General features: G+C 26.8%; 25 protein-coding genes. 7 read left to right on the top strand and 18 right to left on the bottom strand.

The window, feature by feature from the left end; all coding sequences use genetic code 11:
• Nucleotides 1–85: 85 nt before the first annotated feature.
• The 10 genes from A9758_RS02290 to hpt all read right to left on the bottom strand — a co-directional run bounded on the left by A9758_RS02290 (nucleotide 86) and on the right by hpt (nucleotide 7,373).
• Complete coding sequence (locus tag A9758_RS02290) at nucleotides 86–370, bottom strand: 50S ribosomal protein L44e (RefSeq protein ID WP_011407095.1); 285 nt, start codon at nucleotides 368–370, stop codon at nucleotides 86–88.
• Between the two features lie 430 nt (nucleotides 371–800).
• Nucleotides 801–1,769 (bottom strand): hypothetical protein, encoded by a 969-nt coding sequence (locus tag A9758_RS02285; protein WP_011407096.1) that lies wholly within the window; start codon nucleotides 1,767–1,769, stop codon nucleotides 801–803.
• 103 nt (nucleotides 1,770–1,872) lie between these two features.
• On the bottom strand, nucleotides 1,873–2,607 hold the full coding sequence (pcn, locus tag A9758_RS02280) for a proliferating cell nuclear antigen (pcna) (RefSeq protein ID WP_011407097.1): 735 nt from the start codon (nucleotides 2,605–2,607) through the stop codon (nucleotides 1,873–1,875).
• 188 nt (nucleotides 2,608–2,795) lie between these two features.
• The gene (locus A9758_RS02275) at nucleotides 2,796–3,575 is read right to left on the bottom strand and encodes a hypothetical protein (RefSeq protein ID WP_069776323.1); all 780 of its coding nucleotides are present in this window, start codon (nucleotides 3,573–3,575) and stop codon (nucleotides 2,796–2,798) included.
• Nucleotides 3,576–3,805: 230 nt separating this feature from the next.
• The gene (locus A9758_RS02270; RefSeq protein WP_011407099.1) at nucleotides 3,806–4,123 is read right to left on the bottom strand and encodes a transcription factor S; all 318 of its coding nucleotides are present in this window, start codon (nucleotides 4,121–4,123) and stop codon (nucleotides 3,806–3,808) included.
• Between the two features lie 91 nt (nucleotides 4,124–4,214).
• A complete protein-coding gene (locus tag A9758_RS02265; protein ID WP_011407100.1) occupies nucleotides 4,215–4,616 on the bottom strand; it encodes an NUDIX hydrolase in 402 nt (133 codons plus the stop codon).
• 223 nt (nucleotides 4,617–4,839) lie between these two features.
• A complete protein-coding gene (locus tag A9758_RS02260; protein ID WP_011407101.1) occupies nucleotides 4,840–5,106 on the bottom strand; it encodes a DNA-directed RNA polymerase subunit L in 267 nt (88 codons plus the stop codon).
• A complete protein-coding gene (locus A9758_RS02255; RefSeq protein ID WP_011407102.1) occupies nucleotides 5,093–5,674 on the bottom strand; it encodes an exosome complex RNA-binding protein Csl4 in 582 nt (193 codons plus the stop codon). Before A9758_RS02255 ends, A9758_RS02260 begins: the two co-directional genes overlap by 14 nt.
• 107 nt (nucleotides 5,675–5,781) lie before the next feature.
• On the bottom strand, nucleotides 5,782–6,795 hold the full coding sequence (gene dph2, locus A9758_RS02250) for a diphthamide biosynthesis enzyme Dph2 (protein ID WP_011407103.1): 1,014 nt from the start codon (nucleotides 6,793–6,795) through the stop codon (nucleotides 5,782–5,784).
• 14 nt (nucleotides 6,796–6,809) lie between these two features.
• The gene (gene hpt, locus A9758_RS02245; RefSeq protein ID WP_011407104.1) at nucleotides 6,810–7,373 is read right to left on the bottom strand and encodes a hypoxanthine/guanine phosphoribosyltransferase; all 564 of its coding nucleotides are present in this window, start codon (nucleotides 7,371–7,373) and stop codon (nucleotides 6,810–6,812) included.
• A 248-nt stretch (nucleotides 7,374–7,621) separates the two neighbouring features.
• On the opposite strand from hpt, the gene A9758_RS02240 reads away from it, so the two are divergent.
• The gene (locus tag A9758_RS02240) at nucleotides 7,622–8,956 is read left to right on the top strand and encodes a signal recognition particle protein Srp54 (RefSeq protein ID WP_011407105.1); all 1,335 of its coding nucleotides are present in this window, start codon (nucleotides 7,622–7,624) and stop codon (nucleotides 8,954–8,956) included.
• Between the two features lie 14 nt (nucleotides 8,957–8,970).
• Here the strand turns inward: A9758_RS02240 and A9758_RS02235 are convergent, their stop codons facing one another.
• Nucleotides 8,971–11,868 (bottom strand): glycosyltransferase, encoded by a 2,898-nt coding sequence (locus tag A9758_RS02235; protein ID WP_048059780.1) that lies wholly within the window; start codon nucleotides 11,866–11,868, stop codon nucleotides 8,971–8,973.
• Nucleotides 11,869–11,969: 101 nt separating this feature from the next.
• Between A9758_RS02235 and A9758_RS02230 the strand changes: the two genes are divergently transcribed.
• The 5 genes from A9758_RS02230 (at nucleotide 11,970) to A9758_RS02210 (ending at nucleotide 15,758) form a co-directional block, all read left to right on the top strand.
• A complete protein-coding gene (locus tag A9758_RS02230) occupies nucleotides 11,970–13,193 on the top strand; it encodes a tRNA pseudouridine(54/55) synthase Pus10 (RefSeq protein WP_011407107.1) in 1,224 nt (407 codons plus the stop codon).
• 404 nt (nucleotides 13,194–13,597) lie between these two features.
• Entirely contained in the window at nucleotides 13,598–13,888 is a 291-nt protein-coding gene (locus tag A9758_RS02225) for a 50S ribosomal protein L21e (protein ID WP_011407108.1), read from the top strand.
• A gap of 2 nt (nucleotides 13,889–13,890) precedes the next feature.
• Nucleotides 13,891–14,253, top strand: a complete 363-nt coding sequence (locus A9758_RS02220; RefSeq protein ID WP_232048249.1) for an RNA polymerase Rpb4 family protein — start codon at nucleotides 13,891–13,893, stop codon at nucleotides 14,251–14,253.
• A 99-nt stretch (nucleotides 14,254–14,352) separates the two neighbouring features.
• Entirely contained in the window at nucleotides 14,353–15,168 is an 816-nt protein-coding gene (gene rsmA, locus A9758_RS02215; protein WP_011407110.1) for a 16S rRNA (adenine(1518)-N(6)/adenine(1519)-N(6))-dimethyltransferase RsmA, read from the top strand.
• Nucleotides 15,165–15,758, top strand: coding sequence for a HemK2/MTQ2 family protein methyltransferase (locus tag A9758_RS02210; RefSeq protein ID WP_011407111.1), 594 nt, complete (start codon nucleotides 15,165–15,167; stop codon nucleotides 15,756–15,758). Before rsmA ends, A9758_RS02210 begins: the two co-directional genes overlap by 4 nt.
• On the opposite strand, the gene A9758_RS02205 is transcribed toward A9758_RS02210, so the two are convergent.
• Nucleotides 15,753–16,634, bottom strand: coding sequence for a hypothetical protein (locus tag A9758_RS02205; protein ID WP_048059781.1), 882 nt, complete (start codon nucleotides 16,632–16,634; stop codon nucleotides 15,753–15,755). The genes A9758_RS02210 and A9758_RS02205 overlap by 6 nt on opposite strands.
• Before the next feature lie 16 nt (nucleotides 16,635–16,650).
• On the bottom strand, nucleotides 16,651–17,373 hold the full coding sequence (locus A9758_RS02200) for a hypothetical protein (RefSeq protein ID WP_011407113.1): 723 nt from the start codon (nucleotides 17,371–17,373) through the stop codon (nucleotides 16,651–16,653).
• 85 nt (nucleotides 17,374–17,458) lie between these two features.
• Here A9758_RS02200 and A9758_RS07435 point away from each other — a divergent pair, with 85 nt between their 5' ends.
• Nucleotides 17,459–17,650, top strand: a complete 192-nt coding sequence (locus A9758_RS07435) for a hypothetical protein (RefSeq protein WP_143740854.1) — start codon at nucleotides 17,459–17,461, stop codon at nucleotides 17,648–17,650.
• On the opposite strand, the gene A9758_RS02195 is transcribed toward A9758_RS07435, so the two are convergent.
• Genes A9758_RS02195 through A9758_RS02175 form a run of 5 tightly spaced genes read right to left on the bottom strand, consistent with a single transcriptional unit; the run spans nucleotide 17,645 to nucleotide 21,239 of the window.
• A complete protein-coding gene (locus A9758_RS02195; RefSeq protein WP_011407114.1) occupies nucleotides 17,645–17,929 on the bottom strand; it encodes a zinc-ribbon domain-containing protein in 285 nt (94 codons plus the stop codon). The genes A9758_RS07435 and A9758_RS02195 overlap by 6 nt on opposite strands.
• Nucleotides 17,930–17,937: 8 nt before the next feature.
• Complete coding sequence (locus A9758_RS02190; protein ID WP_011407115.1) at nucleotides 17,938–18,534, bottom strand: 4Fe-4S single cluster domain-containing protein; 597 nt, start codon at nucleotides 18,532–18,534, stop codon at nucleotides 17,938–17,940.
• Nucleotides 18,535–18,561: 27 nt separating this feature from the next.
• Nucleotides 18,562–20,220: an AAA family ATPase gene (locus A9758_RS02185; protein ID WP_011407116.1), complete on the bottom strand. Its 1,659-nt coding sequence runs from the start codon at nucleotides 20,218–20,220 to the stop codon at nucleotides 18,562–18,564.
• 39 nt (nucleotides 20,221–20,259) lie between these two features.
• Nucleotides 20,260–21,018, bottom strand: a complete 759-nt coding sequence (locus A9758_RS02180; protein WP_011407117.1) for a hypothetical protein — start codon at nucleotides 21,016–21,018, stop codon at nucleotides 20,260–20,262.
• 14 nt (nucleotides 21,019–21,032) lie between these two features.
• Entirely contained in the window at nucleotides 21,033–21,239 is a 207-nt protein-coding gene (locus A9758_RS02175; protein WP_011407118.1) for a DUF2997 domain-containing protein, read from the bottom strand.
• Nucleotides 21,240–21,439 lie beyond the last annotated feature (200 nt).

The raw sequence follows: 21,439 nt of genomic DNA, 5'->3' as shown, positions 1-21,439 counted from the left end.
TAATTCATCATTTTTTTTTAATAGAAAAATTTAAAAAAAGAGATAGAAAAATAAAATTCTATTACTTTATAACTTCTAAATAAACCTATTGTGAAATCCATTCAACTTTTCCAACACGAATGTTTGTTGAACTTTTAATGTGAGCTTTTCCACATTCTTTACATTTGTATCTTAAATCTAATTTTTTAATAGGTTTACTTCCTGATGGTAAAGGCCTTGGGTATCCTCTGTAACCAGCAGTTACACGCCTAAATTGACGTTGTCCCCATTTTAATTCGCTAGCTTTTCTTTTTTTTGCTGTGTGTACTTCATGTACTGTGTGTTTTTTACATTTTGGACAGTAAGTCCTTCTTTCTCGTGGTATTTTCATCCTTTTCGCCTCGTTTTCTTTTATAAAAAATAAATTATCCTTTGATTGAAATAATTTTTATTTAAAATGTTAAAGTAATGACAACAAGTCTTACTTCAAGATATCTTAATTTAGATATATAAATAACTCTTAATTACCTTCAGAGTAAAAATTCATTGAAAATTTCAATTTAATACAATTAAAAATATTGTATTTTTCTTAGAAATATACATAATACTCCTTTAAACTATTAAAATTGATAATAGTTTTAAATCCATGTATATTATGTCTTATAATTAAATCCTAATCGTTCTTATAAATCTTAGAACAATCAATAATTTATCTATATATTATTATGATAAACATCTATATTTATAATTATGTATAGTATATATTCTAAAAAAATGTTATTATAATCTCTTAAAAAAAAATAGTTTCATGTAATTAATATTTATTTTATTATGTTAATTACATTTCTATGATTTAATATTTTTACAATAGATTTAGGTAGTAATACCATGTCTTTATTTTCAAAAGGACCATATGTTTTCTCATTCTCATCTAGTATATCAGTACATATATCTTCTTTAAATTCCACTAACTCTTCACTATTATATATTACAGCATCATCTACTTTATCATTTAGTATTTCATCAGGTACTACTAGATCTTCTTCTGTTTGATTAGATTTATCATCAATATTAGGTTTAGATTGATTATTTTGTAACACCACAGTATCTTCTACTGGTGGCTTTGGTGGTGTAAATGGTGTTGTTATATCGGTTTTCTTTTGTTTTACTTCTTTTATGGGATTGTTATTTTCATCAAACAATAGTTCATCTGGTGCTTTTCCATACATCATGGCTATTTGACTTTCATCAAGTTTAGGTGCTGGTGGTTGTTTTTCAACTTCCATGATATGTTCATGATGTATTGGTCTATCTACCTTTGTAAATTCTTCTTTAATCTCTTTAGAAACTTCATTTGGCTTAAAACCGATCTTCGTTTCACTATTTCTATGTGGAATAATTTCTTCCATTAAGTTTTCACGATGAGATATAATTGTATTTACAACATCTTTATATAATTTCTCTTCTTCTGGTGTTACATTATATGGAATAACTTCATATAATTCAGAGTTTTTATTATGTCCTTTAAATATATCATGTGCCTTTTGAACATTAGATATTGCTGATGAAATTATTTTTGCTTCCCTTCTTTCACAGATTTCAATGGTTATTCTTTGAGCATCTCTTAATTGGTATGCTTCTAAGGATAGGGGATTATCATCAACTACTTTTAATAGACTTTGAAGATAATTAGATGCATCATCATAAAAAGAATCATCAATTTCAGATAATGGTCCATCAGTTCTTTCTTTCTTTTGTATATCTCTTAACTTTCGAAAAAAATCATTCAATTATATTATCCCCTTTTTTTAGTATTTTTTATATAATTCAACTACTATTTTTTCCTAATTTAAATTCTTTATTAAAAAAAATAAAGAGAGCATCACGTTATTATTAATCTTCTTCTTCAAGTCTAGGTGCTAATAGGAATGAAAGTAATCCTTCCTCATTTAGAAGTTCTAAATATAATGTTAAAGGCATGTCTGTACCTATTGAGAGATATGTGTTGTCTGAAAATTTTTCTGCTTTTAACATTTCCTTAATATTACTTATAGCATAAACAGCTCTTGCTTTTTCATTTATTTTTTCACCATGAAGATATTCTATTTTTGCATCAGCAAAGTCTCCAACAGCCTCTAGAGTTAATTTATCTTCATCTACTTCAAATGATACTCTATCAGATACTATTTCAATATCTTGTATTGCTTCTTTAAGTATTGAAACTGGAATAGGTATTTTTATGTCATATGGAATATCTGGTTGGGAGGGAGTATCATATTCTAAATCTATAAGTTTTACTTTGAATGTCTTTTTAACTGCTCCTTCAAATGTTAAAATAAGATTACCAACATCTACTGTTAATTCCATTACATCATCATTTTTTGATCTTTTAAGTACTTTCATTAATTCTTCAGTATCTAAATTTAATTTAATTGGTTTATCACATTCATAAATATCAAATAAACTTTCCTTTAATTCCAGGTGTACATATGTAATATGGCTTCTGTCAATTGCATTTAATCTAAGTCCATCAGAATCAACTTCTATTTGTACTTCATCAACTATTGATGAAATTGCATCAAAACTTGTTTTAAAAATACTTGGATCACTTAATACTAGTTTAAACACTATAAAATACTCTCCTTTATAAATTCAATTTTTTTATATTATATATAAGATTTGAATTTAGATAATAATAAATTTATCATTTAATAATGAATTATTATAAAAATAGTACTGCAATACTTAAAAATAGAATGAATCATATAAACAACTACTTTAATTAAAAAAAGATTTTTCATGAATCGATACCTAACTTATTTTTCCTTTTTTTCATGTTTTGGTTTAGGCATTTCATCATTTGAATCAAAATTAGCAATTTCATTAAGTCCAAGGAATGATATTATTTTATTGTAGAATGCTAATACCATAATAAGTATTCCAAGTAATATAAGTCCCATTGCAAAGGATTCATGTTCTCCATTTATTACATGATCTGATACTGTAATAACTTCAGTAAATGATTGTATTACTCCTATCAAAAATATAATTACACCCAATACACATATTGCAGTTTGAAGTAGTGAATTTTTGTTAAATTTAAAATTACCAGATACTGATACTTTTTTCTTAATTCTATCTGTGTTAAATTGATTTAATAATGGAACTCCATTTTCATCAACTTTAACATCATCAATTATTTTAGTAGATTTATTTTTAGATAAAGATTTATTTGAATCGAATTTTTCATCTTCATTTTTATCTTTAACTTCAGATTTAACTTCTTTTACATCTTCAGATTTAGTATTATCTTTAACTTTAGGTTCTACTATTTCTGTACTTTCTTCATTATCATTATTAATATCAACTTTATCAATGACTTCCATTAGTTTAGATGCTTTATATGATGAATTTTCTTTAACAATAGCCCCTGATTTACTATCATATTCTGGAATAAATTCAGCACCTTGTTGATCTATTACATCTAAAGGATCTTTTTCTGTTTCAATAGTAGGTTCATCAATTTTATTTAATTCATCCAAGGGATCAATTTCAGTATGATTATCCTCATTTGAGTTTTTATCTTTATTTGACACTGTCATCACAAATTAAATAATTAGGATATATTTCCTTATTTTATTAAAAGTTAATAATATAATTCCCAGTTCATGTAACAAAAACAATATAACAACATGAACATATGTTTTAATTCTTAATTATTAATTTAAATCTTAATATAATAAATAACTTACTATTACGTAAAATAATACAAAAATAAAATATAGTAATATTTTTCTTTAAAAAAAGATAATATTAAAGATTATACTTAATCATATTCTCTCCAAGTATAATCACATTCAGTACATCTGAAAAATCTTGTTTCTGATTCATCAGCACTTCTTGTTTGTTGTAACCACCAAAATGCTAATTTATTACCACATTTTGGACAAATAACCTTTATTGTAGGTAATGTTTTTACATTTCCATCTGTAACAATCACTGTATCTTCTTTATCAACCTTTTCAGCAACTTCGTATTGTTTTTTTGATTCTTCAGTTACTCCTTTTTCATATCCACATGCATCACATGTAAATTTACCATCTTTTGGAAATAATACTTTTCCACATTCAGGACAAAATTCCATTTGTAATCTAAATCTCCTTATTTTTTTATGATTTATTAAGTTATATTTTATCTATTACAATTAATATTAAATTATGTATAATTACTTTTATTTATAAACTAGCATCATTAATTATAATTTCATGATCAAATGCTAAATCTACATCTTTTAAATCATCAATTTCAATAAATATTGCATCTTTTGCATCAGAATCAGAATGAAGTTTTCCTCCAATTATATGTGCAATATATGCTACTGTAACAGTATGTCCTCTCGGGTCACGATTTGGATCTGAATAGACCCCTACTAGTTTATCTAATGTTATATCCAATCCAGTTTCTTCTTTTGCTTCTCTCACTGCAGCATCTTCAACCTTCTCCCCATATTCCACAAATCCTCCAGGTAGAGCCCAGTGATTTTTAAATGGATTGTTTAATCTTTTTATGAGAACAATTTTATTATTATCTATAATTAAAGTATCTACTGTTAATGCAGGATTTCTATATTTTGACATGAAAAAATATATATTTAAAATAATTAATGTAGATTTCGAATATTAAATTTCATAAAAAAAAGAAGAACGTTATTAATTTATAAAATATCATTAATAATATTAAAGATATGATGATAACATCAATTAAAATATTCACAAAATCAATTATTTGATAATTAAAAATTTAATAGAAAATAAGTTAAAAATTTCAAAAATCCAAATAAAAAAAATAAAAAAGAATTAATTATTCTTCAAATCCCTTAATTAATGCATCTTTAAATGATAAAGCTTCTTCTTTAACTTCTTTTGCAGCGTTAGTCATTGATTTTCTTGGATTTGAACTACGAATTTCAAATTCTGGTTGTCCAATAAGAGGATGTGTAATATCATATGCAGCAGCATCAACCTCATCATAATCCATGAGTCTTTTTCTTAAAATATTACATATTGTATGACTTTCTCCAGTAATTTCCAATACTAATTTTTCAGGTTGTTCTTCAATAACTTTCATCTATATATTCTCCATATTTACTTGATAATTTACGTGAATCAATAGTTCCACATTCACATTCTAACACATGTTTTTTATTTAACTTCATGTATTTACGGCAATTAACACACATTGCCTTTATAACACCTAGATTATCCTGTAAAGTTGATAATTCAATATACTCTGGACCTAAAATAGAGTTTACCTCTGCTTCAACAATATCCCCTATCTTAAATAAATCATATACTGTTGAATTATACTCATCAGATACCTTTGATATATGAATATAACCCTTATAAGCTGCAACCAATTCACGATTAGAACCCACAATCTTCTTAATTGTAATTAGTACTTTATGTGCTTTAACATCAGTCACATACCCAATAACAGTATCTCCTACTTTTATCTGCTTTGGAGCATTTCTAGAAATTACAGATATTGTTTTTTCAACATCATCAACAGATACTCTACCATAAATACTTGATTTAACATATCCCTCATCAACATATGTCCAATCAAAGGGAGTATATTCCTCATAAGTACATAGAATTTCTCCAGGTAATACTATTTCATTTTCTTCATGATTCATTTAAATTACTACCTATAATAACATGAACTAATGTTTTATCAATAGAATTCAATAAATTTATATTATATTAATATCTTTTTTTAATTAATAATAAAATTATCCATAACTCATGTTTGTTCATCATGGATTATAATCTCATCCATTTGATAATCATCCCAATCCCTAATACCTAACACAATTTCCAATTCACCTGGTGTTAAAACAGGCTTCTTATACATTGCACTATCATCAATAGCAATTCTTGGACATGCAGTCATTACAAATGCATCCAAATCAAATGGTAATAACCTATCTGGAGAAATATAATCCATATTTAGTAATTTAGCCTTGAATCCATGCTTTTTAATTAAATTTTGTAATGATATGGCTAAATCAAAACGTAATTGACCTTTTTTTGAAGAAATTATAATTCCATATGATTTTGCCTCTTTAGCTTTAGTTATTCTTGCAAATCTTACACGAAGAATCTTATCATAAAATGCTTCAATATCCCTTGACTTACCAGTAAATGGATCAGCCAATAGAACAGGTTTTTTTGTAAATAATTTAACTCCAAGAGCATGAAAATCTCCACTTCCCACATAGATTATAACATCAACATCTAAATTCTTTATAGACGTAAAATTACAACCTAACACCTGTGCTTGAGAGGTTCCCATACCATTATCAAGTTTTACAATATAACCTTCATCTTCTATCAATGAAATCATTTCATCTAATTTATGAATATGTTGTGTTGTTGTTACAAGACCAATTGTTTTAACATTATCATCTAAACTAGATAATGCATCTTTAATTGGAACTTCAACATCAGCACTAGAATATGCTTCTATAAACAAAGTAGGACATTCTGTTTTAATAGGCAATGGAGTATGTGCAAAATGCACAACTAAATCAATATGATGATTTACTTTATTATCTGCTAAATCACATGCCCCAAAACATGGATCTGCATCTATTATAATGTTAACATCATCTACAACTTCACTAATTCTATCTGCAACATCCATTGCATCAACTTTAAGTCCTTCTGGAAATTGTAAAATAACATTAGAAGCACCTATTTCTTCGATTTTATCTCGAATAACATCTATTTTATAGTCATAATCTATTGTTGCCATTATCATACACCAAATTAATCTTCAACAATTGTAACTTTTCCATCAACCATTTTAATTCTAACTAGTGTATCTATAGTATATCCTGTTTCTTTTTCTACAATTTCCCTACCTTGATCTTTTTCTATTGGTAAAATAATATTAACCAGATTTGCTCCAATTCTATCAAATGCTTTTATTACACTAAGAAGAGTTCCACCAGTACTTACAACATCATCTATAAGTAATATATTATCATTTTCATAAATTCCATTGATATATAATTCATTTTCACTGTAACCTGTTTGTTGATGTACTTGACATTCACCTTCAAGACCATATGATCTTTTACGTACAACAACAAAAGGTATACCTGTTTTAATAGATAAAGCTGTAGCCAATGGAATTCCCATTGATTCTATACCTACAATTTTATCAATTAATTCAAGATTATAATTATCAATAATATAGTCAATAATATCATTTAATAAATCTGGTTCTACAAGAGGTACACCATCACTTATAGGATGTACAAAGTAGTAATAATCACCTTTTTTAACAACAGGACATTCTAATAACGATTTTTTTAACTCATCTAACATGCAAAAACCCCATATCAATTAATAAAAAGTATAATTCCCATTAAGTATTCAATGTTTATAATGAATCCAATTAAGATAACTTTTCTATTAAATATATATAAGTTGTTCTAAATTATTATTTTTTAAGGAAGATATTCCATATTAGAAAAATAGGAAAATATTTAGATAATTTTATTAAATTCATAATATCAATATAAAAGTAGATAAAAATAGTATTTAATTATAATCTATTACCAAGGAGGTCAAAAATGCTAGAAGGATTAAGTGAGAGTCTAACACAAACAATGAAAAAATTAGCGGGAATGTCTATAATCGATAAAAAAACATTGAAAGATGTTACAAAGGATATACAAAGAGCACTCATACAATCAGATGTAAATGTTAAAGTAGTATTTGGTCTTACAAAAAAAATAGAAAAACGAGCACTTGAAGAAGAATTACCAAAAGGACTAAGTCCTAAAGAACATGTAATGCGTATTGTATACCAAGAGCTAGTAAATTTAATTGGTGAAAAACCTGAAGAACTAAAAATTAACAGGAAACCATACAAAATAATGATGTTAGGTCTACAAGGTAGTGGTAAAACAACTACAACAGCAAAATTAGTGAAACATCTGAAGAAAAAAGGACATACATCAGCAATAGTATGTACAGATACTTGGAGACCTGCAGCATATGAACAGTTAAGACAACTAACAGAACCATTAGATGTACCAGTATTTGGAGATCCTGAAAATAAGGATGCAATTGATCTTGCCAAGAAAGGACTTGAAAAATGTGGTTCTAAATACGATGTAATATTAGTTGATACAGCAGGAAGACATAAAGAAGAAAAAGACCTACTTGACGAAATGGCTGAATTAAGCCAAATAGTTCAACCTGATGAAGTAATACTTGTTATAGATGGAACAATAGGACAACAAGCACGTAGCCAAGCAGAAACATTCAAGAAAACAACAGATATTGGTTCAATTATAGTAAGTAAACTTGATGGATCTGCAAAAGGTGGAGGTGCATTATCTGCTGTAGCTGAAATAAGAGCACCAATAAAATTTATAGGTACAGGAGAACGTGTGGATGACTTTGAAGCATTTGATCCTGAAAGATTTATTTCACGATTACTTGGAATGGGCGACCTTGACACATTAATAGAAAAAGCTGCAGAAGTAACTTCAGAGAAATCTGATAAAGAAATGATAGATTCCATCATAAGTGGTAAATTTACATTAAAAGATATGGAAAATCAGTTAGAAATGATGAATAAAATGGGACCTATCCAACAAATAATGAAATTAATACCAGGTCTTGGTAATCAACTACCAGCCAATGCATCAAAAGTAACAGAAGAGAAACTAGGAATGTATAAAATACTAATGAATTCAATGACAACATATGAATTGGAAAATCCTGAAGTAATTAAAAAATCAAGAATAAATCGTATAAGTAGAGGAGCAGGACTTACAAATGATGATGTTAAAGACCTACTTAAATACTATAATGTAACTAAGAAAGCCTTAAAAGGTATGGGTAAACGTAACATGAGTGGACCTATGGGTAAACTTATGCGACATATGCAAAGATAACCCCCATTCACCTTTTATTTACCACACTTTTTTTCATAATCATCAATAATTTTATCAACACGTTTCTTAAATGTATGCTCTTTTACAAGACTTGGATTAATAGGACCTATCTTTAAAGCTTCTTCTATCTTATTATTAATGTCTTTTTCACCATCATACAATACAACAGCATTTTCTGGGAAAATATCCCTAATACCATATATATTATCTGACAAAACAACAGTTCCACAAGCTACAGCATCAAATATTCTGTTGGATATAAATCCCTTTTCACGCATATCCTTCCAATGATCATTTAATACAACTTTTGTAGATGAATATGCTTTATATAACTGTTTATTTGGAATATGTTCCGCTATAATGTATTTATCATCAACAATTCCATTCCAACCATCACCATACACATTCAGGTCATATTCTGTTGGTAATAAATCATGAAGTACTTTTCTATATACATTTCTTGAATTACCTACAAACAATAATTGAGTATCATATTCTGGTGTATATTGTCTATGAAATAGTGTTGTGTCAGTACATTGTAATAATTCTTCAACATCTGTTTTAAGAACATTCTTAAGTGCATTTGTCCAGTATTTTGATGCAACATAAACCTGATTATATGAATCATACTCACCAACACTTACCAAATCAGGATGAGATATGTTCCACATGATATTATAATGTATTATTTTAGGAACATATTCATATAATCCCCTAAGTAGAATTACAACATCATACAATCCATCACTAACTGAATCCCAGTTAATTTTTTTCTGTAATTTACAATAATATCCTTTTTTATTAAATTCATGTTGTAAGTGGATGGCAAAATGGTAATCACCCCATATTCTTTTATCATATTCCTCAGTTACTGGTATTTTTATTAGAATCTTTGTGGATTTAACATAATCTAAAAGAATTTCAACAAGTTTATTAGCACGTATATCATATGTATAATGTTTTAATACCATTGATTGAAGTTGTTCTACTTTTGCTTTTCTTCTATCTGGATTTGATATATAAAAGTCCAATAATTCCTCAAGTGATTCCTTTGAATCATATATTGGCAATTTATCTCCAAAAAATTCCCGTATACCCTCTTTTCCATTACTTATTACAAGTACACCTACAGCTAAAGCATCAAATACTCTTGTATTAATAGATGATGATGTGTCTGTAAAGTCTGTTGCATCATCAAGTACTATTTTTGTAGATGCATATACCTTTGGCATGTTCATATAGGATATTCTCTTCTTATAGAATGATTTAAGTTTGGTTTTATCCCACCAGTTACCATATAAATTAAAGTCATATGGAATATCCTCTGGAACAAGAGAATTTACTAGATCTCTTTCTCTATCATCCCAATAATTACCAGCAAAACAATAATCACATTCATATTTTTTTACACTTTCCACTTTTGAATTATACATAGATGTGTCTGTTGCCTTTGGAAATAGTATTGGTTTATATCCAGTATTTTTTTCAATATATTTAATTCCTTCAGTATTTGAGACAAGAACAATATCATATGATTCAAAATAGGATTTATTAACCCACCATTCAAACCAATTAATTACCCATGCAATTTTTATTAGAAGAGAATTTTTTGTCTTAATTTTATCAATATCATACCTATTTAAGAATGATATTAAAACATCAATATCTTCATTTATATTATAAATATCATCAATTTTTTCAGATAGAAATTCAGTTTCATATCCCATATTATTAAGACTTCTAGCCAAACCCATACCAATAAAATAATCAGCTATATTTGCATGTTTACCCTTTTCTGATACTACAAATGCAATTTTTAATGGTTTATCCGTGAATATATTATTTTTATTGATTTTATCTATGAATAATTCTTTTTTTAGAAAGGTATTCCATTTTTTTACGAAAAATGTTCTATTTTTTTCCTCTCTTTTATCTAATAAATCCTGTATAGGTGATTTTTCAGATTCATCCACAGAATAGAACAGTATTGAATCTGTATTACAGTAATTTACATAGCCCTTCTCATATAATTTTAGACATAAATCCTCTATTTCAAAACCATTATCATATTCTAAACTAAAACCACCTACTTCATTAAATTTAGATTTCTCAACAAGTAACATATGTGATAATGCCGGTACTGGTTTAGTACTTGTTTTACTAGGAACATATGGTTTTTTATCATTAATATCATAAGGCACTATTTGAGTATTAATTTCCTTAAAACTCGTACCATCGTTTTTAATATATAGTTGATTGTTTGATACTTCCTTAGAATATACTATTCTTGAACCTACAGCCCCTACATCATCATGAGAGGTTGCTGTATCTAATAGATGATTAAGCCATCCATCCACCACATTTACTGAACTATTTAAAAATAGAACATAATCTCCAAATACATATTTCATAATTTGTGAATAAATGTTTGAAAAGTTCTGATTTTTTTGATTATATATTTTTAATGGTATATTTCTAGATATTGACTTTAAAGATTCCATTAAAGTGCTTTCTATTCCATTATTAATGAGAATCAATTCATAATTGGGATAGTCTGTATGTTTTATAATTGAGTTAAATAATTGTTTTAAATGGGAAGTATTATTATTGAAAATAAAAATAGATATTTTTGGAGCATTATCATCATATTTTTTGTATGATTTTACTTCTATATCCTTTATTACTTTATTAGGTTCATGAATATGAGTAAATTCCCTAATTTTCTTAAATAATTTATCTAATGATTTAATATGAGTTATTTTTTGAGCATTTATTACCTGATTTTTATTCTGTGTATGCTGATTTGATAAGGAATTTTTATATAGATAGCATTTGCTAAAGAATCTACTCTCATGTAGAAGTTCCTTAATATTCCCTGTTAAATCACTGATTTTATTCTCTTTAAATAACATCTGCATAACCATTAACTTTTTAATAATAATTTATTTAATTAGATATATAAGAATTTAATAATAATATAGTATAATATAACATAGAATTATAGGAGTATTAAATGACAGAAAAAGAATATAATACAAGACAAACACAAAACTATGCTTTATGTCCTAAATGTCTATCTAGAATATATAGAAATCCAAAAGATAGAGACAATTCAATAATACCATTGATTAATAATACTCAAAAATGTAGTATTTGTAACAATCTACTTTTAAATGAAGATAAAATATTTAAACTTATTCTAAAAAAAATAAAGATGTTAAAAATTGAATTTGACACTTTTTTAATAGCAACACAAATAAATAATCAGACAATTACTAAAAATCAAAAAGAAATTTACAAAATAACAAATTATCATGGAAATAATGACATAAAGCACCAAATAAGACGGGATATAAGTCGTTTAATTGAAGAAAAATTAGGTAAAACCTATGATTATAAAAATCCTGAAGTTGTGATAATGGTAAAAATAAGAAAAAAACCATATAAACACAATCCATACCCAGAAATAAGTAATGTTAATATTTTTATTGATTCTAACCCAATATTTATTGAAGGTAAATATCGTAAGTTAGTACGTGGAATTCCACAAACAAAATGGCCATGTACACATTGTAAAGGAAAAGGATGTGAAGCTTGTGATTATACAGGACAACAATATAAAGATACTGTTGAAGACCTAATATCAAGAGAGATACTTCCAATGACAAATGGAAACACGACAAAATTCCATGGATCTGGAAGAGAAGATATTGATGTTAGAATGTTAGGTGAAGGTAGACCTTTTGTAATTGAAGTAAAACATCCCTTTAAAAGAAAAATCGATTTAAAATTTCTTAGAGTTCTTGTAAATAGTCATAGTGATGGAAAAATAGAAATAAATGACTTAAAATACGTTACTAAAGAAAGAAAAGCAAGTATAAAAAATAGTTCTGTTGAAAGTTACAAAATATACTCTGCAATAGCTGAATTTGAAAATGGAGTTACAAGTAAGGATATCTATAACATTGAAAAATTAAAAACCATAGATCAAAGAACTCCAATACGCGTAGAACATAGACGTGCTGATTTAATAAGAACAAGAGAAATTAAAAATATTGAAGTTGAACGGATAAATAGTAAAAAATTACATCTTATAATTAAATGTCAAGGTGGATTATATATCAAAGAACTTATATCTGGAGATAATAATCGTACAAAACCAAGTGTATCAAGTATAACCAATAATCAAGCAGAATGTACACAATTAGATGTTTTAAAAGTACACATCCCAGAATAATAAAGATATAATTCAATTTCTATATAAACAATAGTTATACTTATAAACTATAAAATAAATAAATATTACACAATATTAAAACATAGAATATTATTCTAATTTATATTAATGAAATTCTATAAAAAAACCTATAATCTTATAGAATCATTGCTAAGAAAAAATATTTTAAGAATTATATAAAAGAACTATGTTTATAATGTAAAAAATAATTTCTTTCTAGCTCTGAAGAAATCATAGATAATAACTCATTAACGGATAATTAGAATTTAAGTATTTACTTAACATAATTAGTTATACTAATATAGCTAAAGTCAAACCTAAGACTTATAATTAAACCTATAAAAGTGATTAAATTTAAATCACAAAAAATAAATTAAATTCTAAACATAATTGAGATGATATAGATGAGAAAATCAAAAGGATTTAAAAGTCGATCAAGATATAAACTTAAAAGAAGCATCAGACCTAAACGAGCTAATCCAATATCCAGAAAAATACAAGTATTTGAAGTAGGAAACAAAGTACATATAATAGTAGATTCAAGTATCCACAGAGGACAACCACATCCAAGATTCCATGGAAAAACTGGAGAAGTAGTTGGACAAAAAGGAAAAGCTTATCTTGTTGCTATTAAAGATGGAAACAAAGCAAAAGAATTAATTATAAGACCAGAACATCTTAAATTACAAGAGTGATTATGATGATTGGAAAAAAAGTCATTGATACAAAACCTATTACAATATCTGAAGCAAAAGAAATTCTAATGAAAAAAGTAGAAGAAAAAGTGGATGAAAATAACGAAATCGATGGCCACCAATTTACATATGAACAGAATCTCACTATTGACTATGTCAATAAATTTGCACTATTAGATGCTGATGATGCTAAAGAATTAAGAACTAAATTAGAAGAGTATCTTACACCTGTGCAAGCTGTAAAAGTAGTGGACTTAATGCCTGAAGATCTTGATGATCTTAGATTAATCTTTGCAAAAGAAAGAGGAACTTTCGAAACAGATGCATTAAAAAACATTTTAGATTTATTGGATCAATATCGATAAACCTTCCCCTACTTTATTCTTTCAATAACCACCAAACAAATAAACTTATTTTAATTAATTACTAGTTAATCTAAAAACCATTAATAGGACAATAAAACTATGTCAAATACAAAAGAGATACTAGAAAAATATAATATTAAACTAGATACAAATAAGAGTCAAAACTATCTAATTGATGATAATAAACTTAACATAATTCTAGAAAATGCAGATATTCAAGATAATGAAACAATTCTTGAAATTGGTGCTGGAATTGGAACACTAACACTTCCTATGGCTAAAAAAGCTAAAAAAGTAATAGCCATAGAAAAGGATCCTATTATAGTTGACATACTAAAACAACAAATCATAAAAGAAAAACTAACAAACATAGAAATAATCAAAGATGATGCTCTAAAAGTAGACTTTCCAAAGTTTGACAAAGTAGTTTCAAATCTACCATACCAGATATCTTCACCAGTGACATTCAAATTACTAGAATATCCCTTTAAAAAAGCTATTTTAATGTATCAACTAGAATTTGCAAAAAGAATGCAGGCAAAACCAGATACGCATGAATATTCTAGATTATCAGTTGCCCTATCCTATAGAGCAGATACAAAAATTATAGATACTTTACCTCCTGAAGCATTCATACCAAAACCTAAAATTAAAAGTGCAGTAATAGAATTAATACCTAAAAATAACAAACCAATTGATAAACTATTAGATAATACAATACGAGCCTTATTCCAACATAGAAATAAAAAAGCAAAAAAAGCATTAATTCAATCAGCACATGAATTAGGTGTTGATAAAAAGGTATTAAAACAAAAATTAAGTAATGTTACTAATGACTTATTTGAAGAAAAAGTATTTAAACTAACTCCAACTCAAATAAAAGAAATATCATTAATATTAGAGGGAAATCTATGAAATATGAAAATATTAAGTATAATGAATGTGATGAAGTATATCCTCCAGCAGAGGACACTTTTTTATTAATTGATAATCTTATTGTTAAAAATAACGATTCTGTTCTAGAAGTAGGTTGTGGATGTGGAATTGTTAGTATTGCTGCATCATTAAATGCAGAAAAAGTAACATCTATTGATATTAATCCACATGCTATTAAATGTACAAAAGAAAATATTAAATTAAACAATAGAAAGAACATTGAAGTAATAGAAAGCAATTTATTTGAAAAAATAGATGATAAATACGATTTAATACTATTTAACACACCATATCTTCCAGTGACAGAAGAAGAACATGATGTTGATGATGATTATAGTAAAGCATGGGATGGTGGTGTAGATGGAAGAAAAGTTATTGATGCTTTTTTAGAAGAAGCACCAAAATATTTAAAGGAAGATGGAACAATTCAATTAGTACAATCATCCCTTAGTGATAATGAAAAAACATTAAATTATCTAAATAACAATGGATTTAATGCTAAAATCACAGAAAAATATCATCAATTTTTTGAAGATATTACATTAATCAGTGCTAAAAGAATTCTATAAATCAAGAACTCTACCATTATTTAGTGATAAATTAGAATCTTCCACTTCTTCTTTATTTTTAAGAGAATTTATATATGTTTTAATTCTGTCTATTACTTCAAGTATTTCATCCATTTTAGAGTATGTTCTTTGAAGTTTTTCTTCAATATCCCCACATACATCATCATACTGTTTTAAATAGTATAATTTTTCTGTAGTAAACTCATTTAATAAAATTTCCTTAGTTGATGTTAATTCTTTTTCTGTATCAAGAACATTATTCAAAAATGTATCTTGTAATTGTGGATTACAATCTAATTCATGTTTACTTTCCTCAAAATCATCAATATCCTCTTCAAGTAAACCATTATAGAAGTTATCTATAATTTCATGATATTCCCTTACTTCAAATTCAGCATTGGTATTTTTATAATCATCAGACTTTACTAATGATTCATATTGAGTTGTAATAACCATCTGTTCTCTAGCCATGAGTAATGCATCGTTTAATTTTGTCTCCATATCACCAAAAATATCATCCATTGATTTTAAAGCTTGTACTTGAATAGGATCATTTACAATATCGTATAATGAATCTGTGAAATTAACTAAAGCTTTTTTTTGAGTACTAATATCATTTAATATCTTTTGTTTTTCCGATTTTGATAGCATGAAAATTCTAGAGGGATGATTTAAGTAAAATTCTATTTCTTCCTTTGTAGTTTGAGCATCCTCCATTGTTGTGTTAATTGAATCATTCATAGCATATAGTGATTCATAGAGATTTTTTATATAAATCTTGTTGTTTATAACAACAAGTTCATTATTACAGTTTGAACAAATACCACCTTCATCCATATTTAGATTATTTCCACAGAAAGGACAATTATAAAACAATAATATCACCACGTAACTAATTTAATCTACCAATAATTATTTCTCGTATCATTTCACCATTAAATAGAACATTATGTTGTCTACCTTCAATATTTATTGTAATAGAATTATTATCTACGCCAATAAAGTATTCAGGTTTTTGTTTATTTGATCTTTGAATTTTAATTCCATCAAGATAATCTTCAATTGAAACTATCTTATTTATATCTATATTAGTTGTTCTATTAGAACCTAAAAACATGATTCTTTTATTTGTAATTAAGAGTTTTCCATTATCAATATTTCTTATCTCATCATGTGATTCACTTCTACCTCTTGTACCACCAGTATGGAGAGTAATTCCCTTTGCAATTCTAATTGATGTTCCACCATATCCTCCCCTACTAACCCTTACAGCACGAGGCTCTTGCAAAGTTATATTTTCCAATTCAAGTATTGGATGTTCATTTTTCTTTAATAATAAGTCTACTGAATTAATTTGTGGTAACATGGGATTATCAGTACTTAAAGTATCCATAAATACTTGAATATCACTATCACGTATTCTTGCTAATTCTTCTTTTTGTGCTTGTTCTATTTCTCCATTTGACAGTCCACCTTCTGTAATCCTATCCCACTCTTCCATTGTTAACGGTTGATTATAATAAGTCCATAAAGGAGTATTGGTAATAGCTGTGTTAATAAATTTATATAGATTATTTTCTTGTTTAAATGATGTTTTACAAGTATTACACATCAATATTATAGAATCTGAGAATAATCCATCTTTTTCATAAATATTAAGCCTATTATGACATAATGGACAATCTATAGATGAAAAACCATTGTTTTTATATTCATATATCTCATTTATTTCACTATTTGATAAATTATCAGAGAATATATTTTGCCATTCACCTATTGTAAAACTCTTATATAAATACTTGTTTCTAGCTCTTGTACCTTCATGTGCATTTGTAAGGGTTAAATTAGTATTATCTTCACGAAATTCAAGACCACAATTTGGACAATTATGATAAGTTCCTCCAGATAAAGCCTGTTTTTGTATAAGTATTCAGTTGACTACTACAATGTGGACAAATACTATTATCATCCACATGGGAATTATCTCCATTATAGTTAAAATTGTTGTTATTTTCATTATAATTGTTGTTATAATCTACATCATAATTTGGCTCAAAATTATCTTCATTTGAATATTGATTATTTTCTACTGGAAATTTATATCCACAATTTATACAATACTTTGAATTTTCAATACGTTCACTTCCACATTCTGGACAAAAATTATTCATAATAACACCTACATCATATTTTCAAAGAATTTTCTAATTTCTTTATTATTACCCATACCATTTACAACAAAAGAACCATCTTTATTTAATCTAATTTCAATCTTATTTTCTATAGAATCTAAATTATTCTCTAAATAACTGTATTTATCTGTTAAAAAATGATATTTCTGATTTAATGATCCAATCCAAGGTTTTTTATACGTGATTTTATCTTGATTAAAAAAACCAGATATTAAAATATCAGTTTGTGATAATAACTTATTCCAATTGCTACAATTAATTTTTCTAATAATATCATAAGTATATCCTGTAAAAGTAACAATAGAAAGACCATTATCATGTAATATTACTGCTAATTCACCTAACGCCTTTGATTGTAGAAATGGTTCTCCACCAGAAAATGTAACACCTTCAATATCCTTATTTTTAAGTATATTCTTAGCTAACTTCTTAACATCATACAAAATACCCCCATCTAAATCCCATGTTTGGGGAGAATTACATCCAATACAATGTTTTAAACATCCTTGTACAAATATAGAAGTTCTATTTCCCGGTCCTTCCACCATAGTATTTTCAATAATAGTATTTACTCTTAAAAACATAAAATCACTATAACCTCCGAGATATTACTAGAAATCTAATGTTCTTCCACCTCTAGAATCACTAATTTCATCATCAGGAGTTGGAATTTCTGGTTTTGGATTATTAGAATCTGTTGATGTTTGTGTATACTCCATCCTATCTTCTTGTGCTGTTGCTGCTACTGCTCTTACATTAGCCCAATTACGTATACTTATTATTTGTTCTGCTTGTGTTACACTTAAAGGTACTGTATTTTTAACAGCATTTTCAAAGTCATTTAATGTTATGCTACGATCTTCAGAAAATGCATCATATAATCCCATGACAACAATTTGTTCCAATTCAGATCCACCAAATCCTTCAGTAATATTAGAAAGATGTTTTAATGTTTCATCATTAATTTCAAAATCTCCCCTTACTTCAGGATAAGTTAATCTAGACTCCAAATGTACTTTAAATATCTGTTTTCTTTCATTAAATGTTGGTAAATCAATAAAAAATATTTCATCAAATCTACCTTTACGCATCATTTCTGAAGGTAGGCTATCTATATTGTTTGCTGTTGCTACAACAAAAACTGGTTTTGTTTTTTCCTGCATCCAACTAAGAAATGTTCCAAATATACGACTTGTTGTACCACTATCTCCACTACCACCAAGTCCACTAAAACCCTTTTCTATTTCATCAATCCAGAGAACACATGGTGAGATTGCTTCAGCCATTTTTATTGCTTCACGCATATTTGATTCACTATTTCCAACATACATGTTAAATACTTTTGAAACATCAAATCTAAGTAGAGGTAAGTGCCACATTGAACTTATAGATTTAGCTATTAAACTCTTTCCACAACCAGGAACACCTGTTAATAACACCCCTTTAGGTGAAGGAAGTCCATATTTTTTTGCTGAATCTAACCATGATTTATCACGTTTTGATAACCATTTCTTTAGATTTTCTAGTCCACCAACATCTTCTATTTTTACTTTTGAATCTATGTATTCTAGAATATCACTTTTTTTAATAACTTGACTTTTTTCCTTTAAAACAATATCCACATCCTCAGAATTTAAACATCCGTCATTAACCATAGCTCTTGCAAATGCGTTTTCAGCTTCTTGTAATGTTAAACCTACAGCTGCTTTAACTAATTCTTCTTTTTCTTTTGGATTTAGATTTACTTTTAAATTTCCACCACTATTATCCCTTATTATTCCATCAAGAACAGATGCTATCTCATCTGATGTTGGCAAATCAAAATCTAAAACTGTAATATCCTTTTTTAAATCATCAGGTAATGTGAATGTTGGTGACACAAAGATAACATTTCTAAAATTTCTTGCTTGTTTTAAGTTAGGAATAAGATCTTTAAGAAATCTTACAACAGTATCATCAAAGTTACCTGAAGTATTTTTACAGAAAACATGGAAATCCAAGAATATAAATAAAGCATCTTCTTCACATTTTCTAACAAAATTCAATGCTTGTATTTTCTCATAAGTATCCTCCTGTATCATCCCATTTGAGTCTTTAAATCCCTCAGAGGATTTCCATACATATACCTTTCTTACACTATTAATTAAATCTGGTGTAGATACAATTCTTGTTAATTCCTTTATTAATCTAGTTTCCTCATAAGTTGTTATGTGAATATATGGAAATCGAGCCCTTAATAAATCACATGTTTCTTTCTCAAAATTATTCATTTTCTTGCCCTTTTTTAGTTAGTATGAGAAGTAATAATATTAATCAATGTTTAAAGTTAATATTATAGAATTGTTGTTATCAACTACTTCTGATTCTACCACATATTTTTCTTTTTTGATTTTATCCATAACTTTATTATATGTTATTTCTTGAATAGCTTCCTTATATTCATCAGTTAAGTTTTGAATATAACTCTTAGCTTCTTTTCTATTAAAATCTCCTACAAACATTATGTCATATGTTCCTTCAGTTGTTTTGTTAAGTAATATTTTACCATTACCTTTAAATTTCATTAAATCCTCTTGAGAAGCAAATCCTAAAAAACTACTTCTCATTATAGATTCTATTACATAAGAATTAGTCATAATAGTAGAAATTTTAAATTTAGGAAGTTCTTTTTTCTTTTCTTCTATTTTTTCTGAAGAATCAATTTTTAATATAGGAGCTCCTGTAATTTTTGTATATTCCGCACATATTGCATTGACAAAATTAATTGTATCTTCTCTAGGGAAGTTTCCTGTAAAAAGAATTTCAACTTTCTGACCACCCTGTGTATAAAATAACATTTCCCCTTTATTTCTAAATTCCATTAGTTTTTGTTTATTTTTAAAACCAAAAAAATTATTGGGGTTATCAAACACTACATCCATTCCTGCTAAGTTATCAACATTTGTTTTAACTTTGAAACTAACACCATTTACCTTATCGCCTAATTCTGTTATATCAACAGCCGCATCAATTTTATCAAGATCACTACTTCCCAATGAACGTGGAACTGATTGTAGATGTAAACTCATAAAATCACCTGAATTTAATAATTTTTATTTAAGAATTCTTTATTCTGAGTATTCATTTCTTTTTCATAGTATTCTGGAGTGTACTCTTTTTTAACTACTTTAGAATCAGTTAATTCCTCTATAATTTTTAAATAATCCTCACATTTTTGACCTTTAATTCCTTTTGTTTCAGCTTCAACTACGCCATCTTTACGAATCTTAATAATTAATTTTTTAGACATAATTCCACCATGTTATTAAATTCTTATTATTATATTTCTTTTTAAATTAATAAATTTATTCTATTACTTTTTGATAAAAGATAATCTAAAACTACTATGAGAATATTAGAATTATTTAAAATAGATAAGAAAGTAAAAAAACATGATATACTCTATTTATTAGATAAAAGTAATTTTTATTAATGAATAAGTATAAAAGT

It is taken from the genome of Methanosphaera sp. A6 (genome assembly GCF_001729395.1).
In the GTDB taxonomy this organism is placed as follows: domain Archaea; phylum Methanobacteriota; class Methanobacteria; order Methanobacteriales; family Methanobacteriaceae; genus Methanosphaera; species Methanosphaera stadtmanae.
This window is presented reverse-complemented; position numbering and strand designations above follow the sequence as displayed.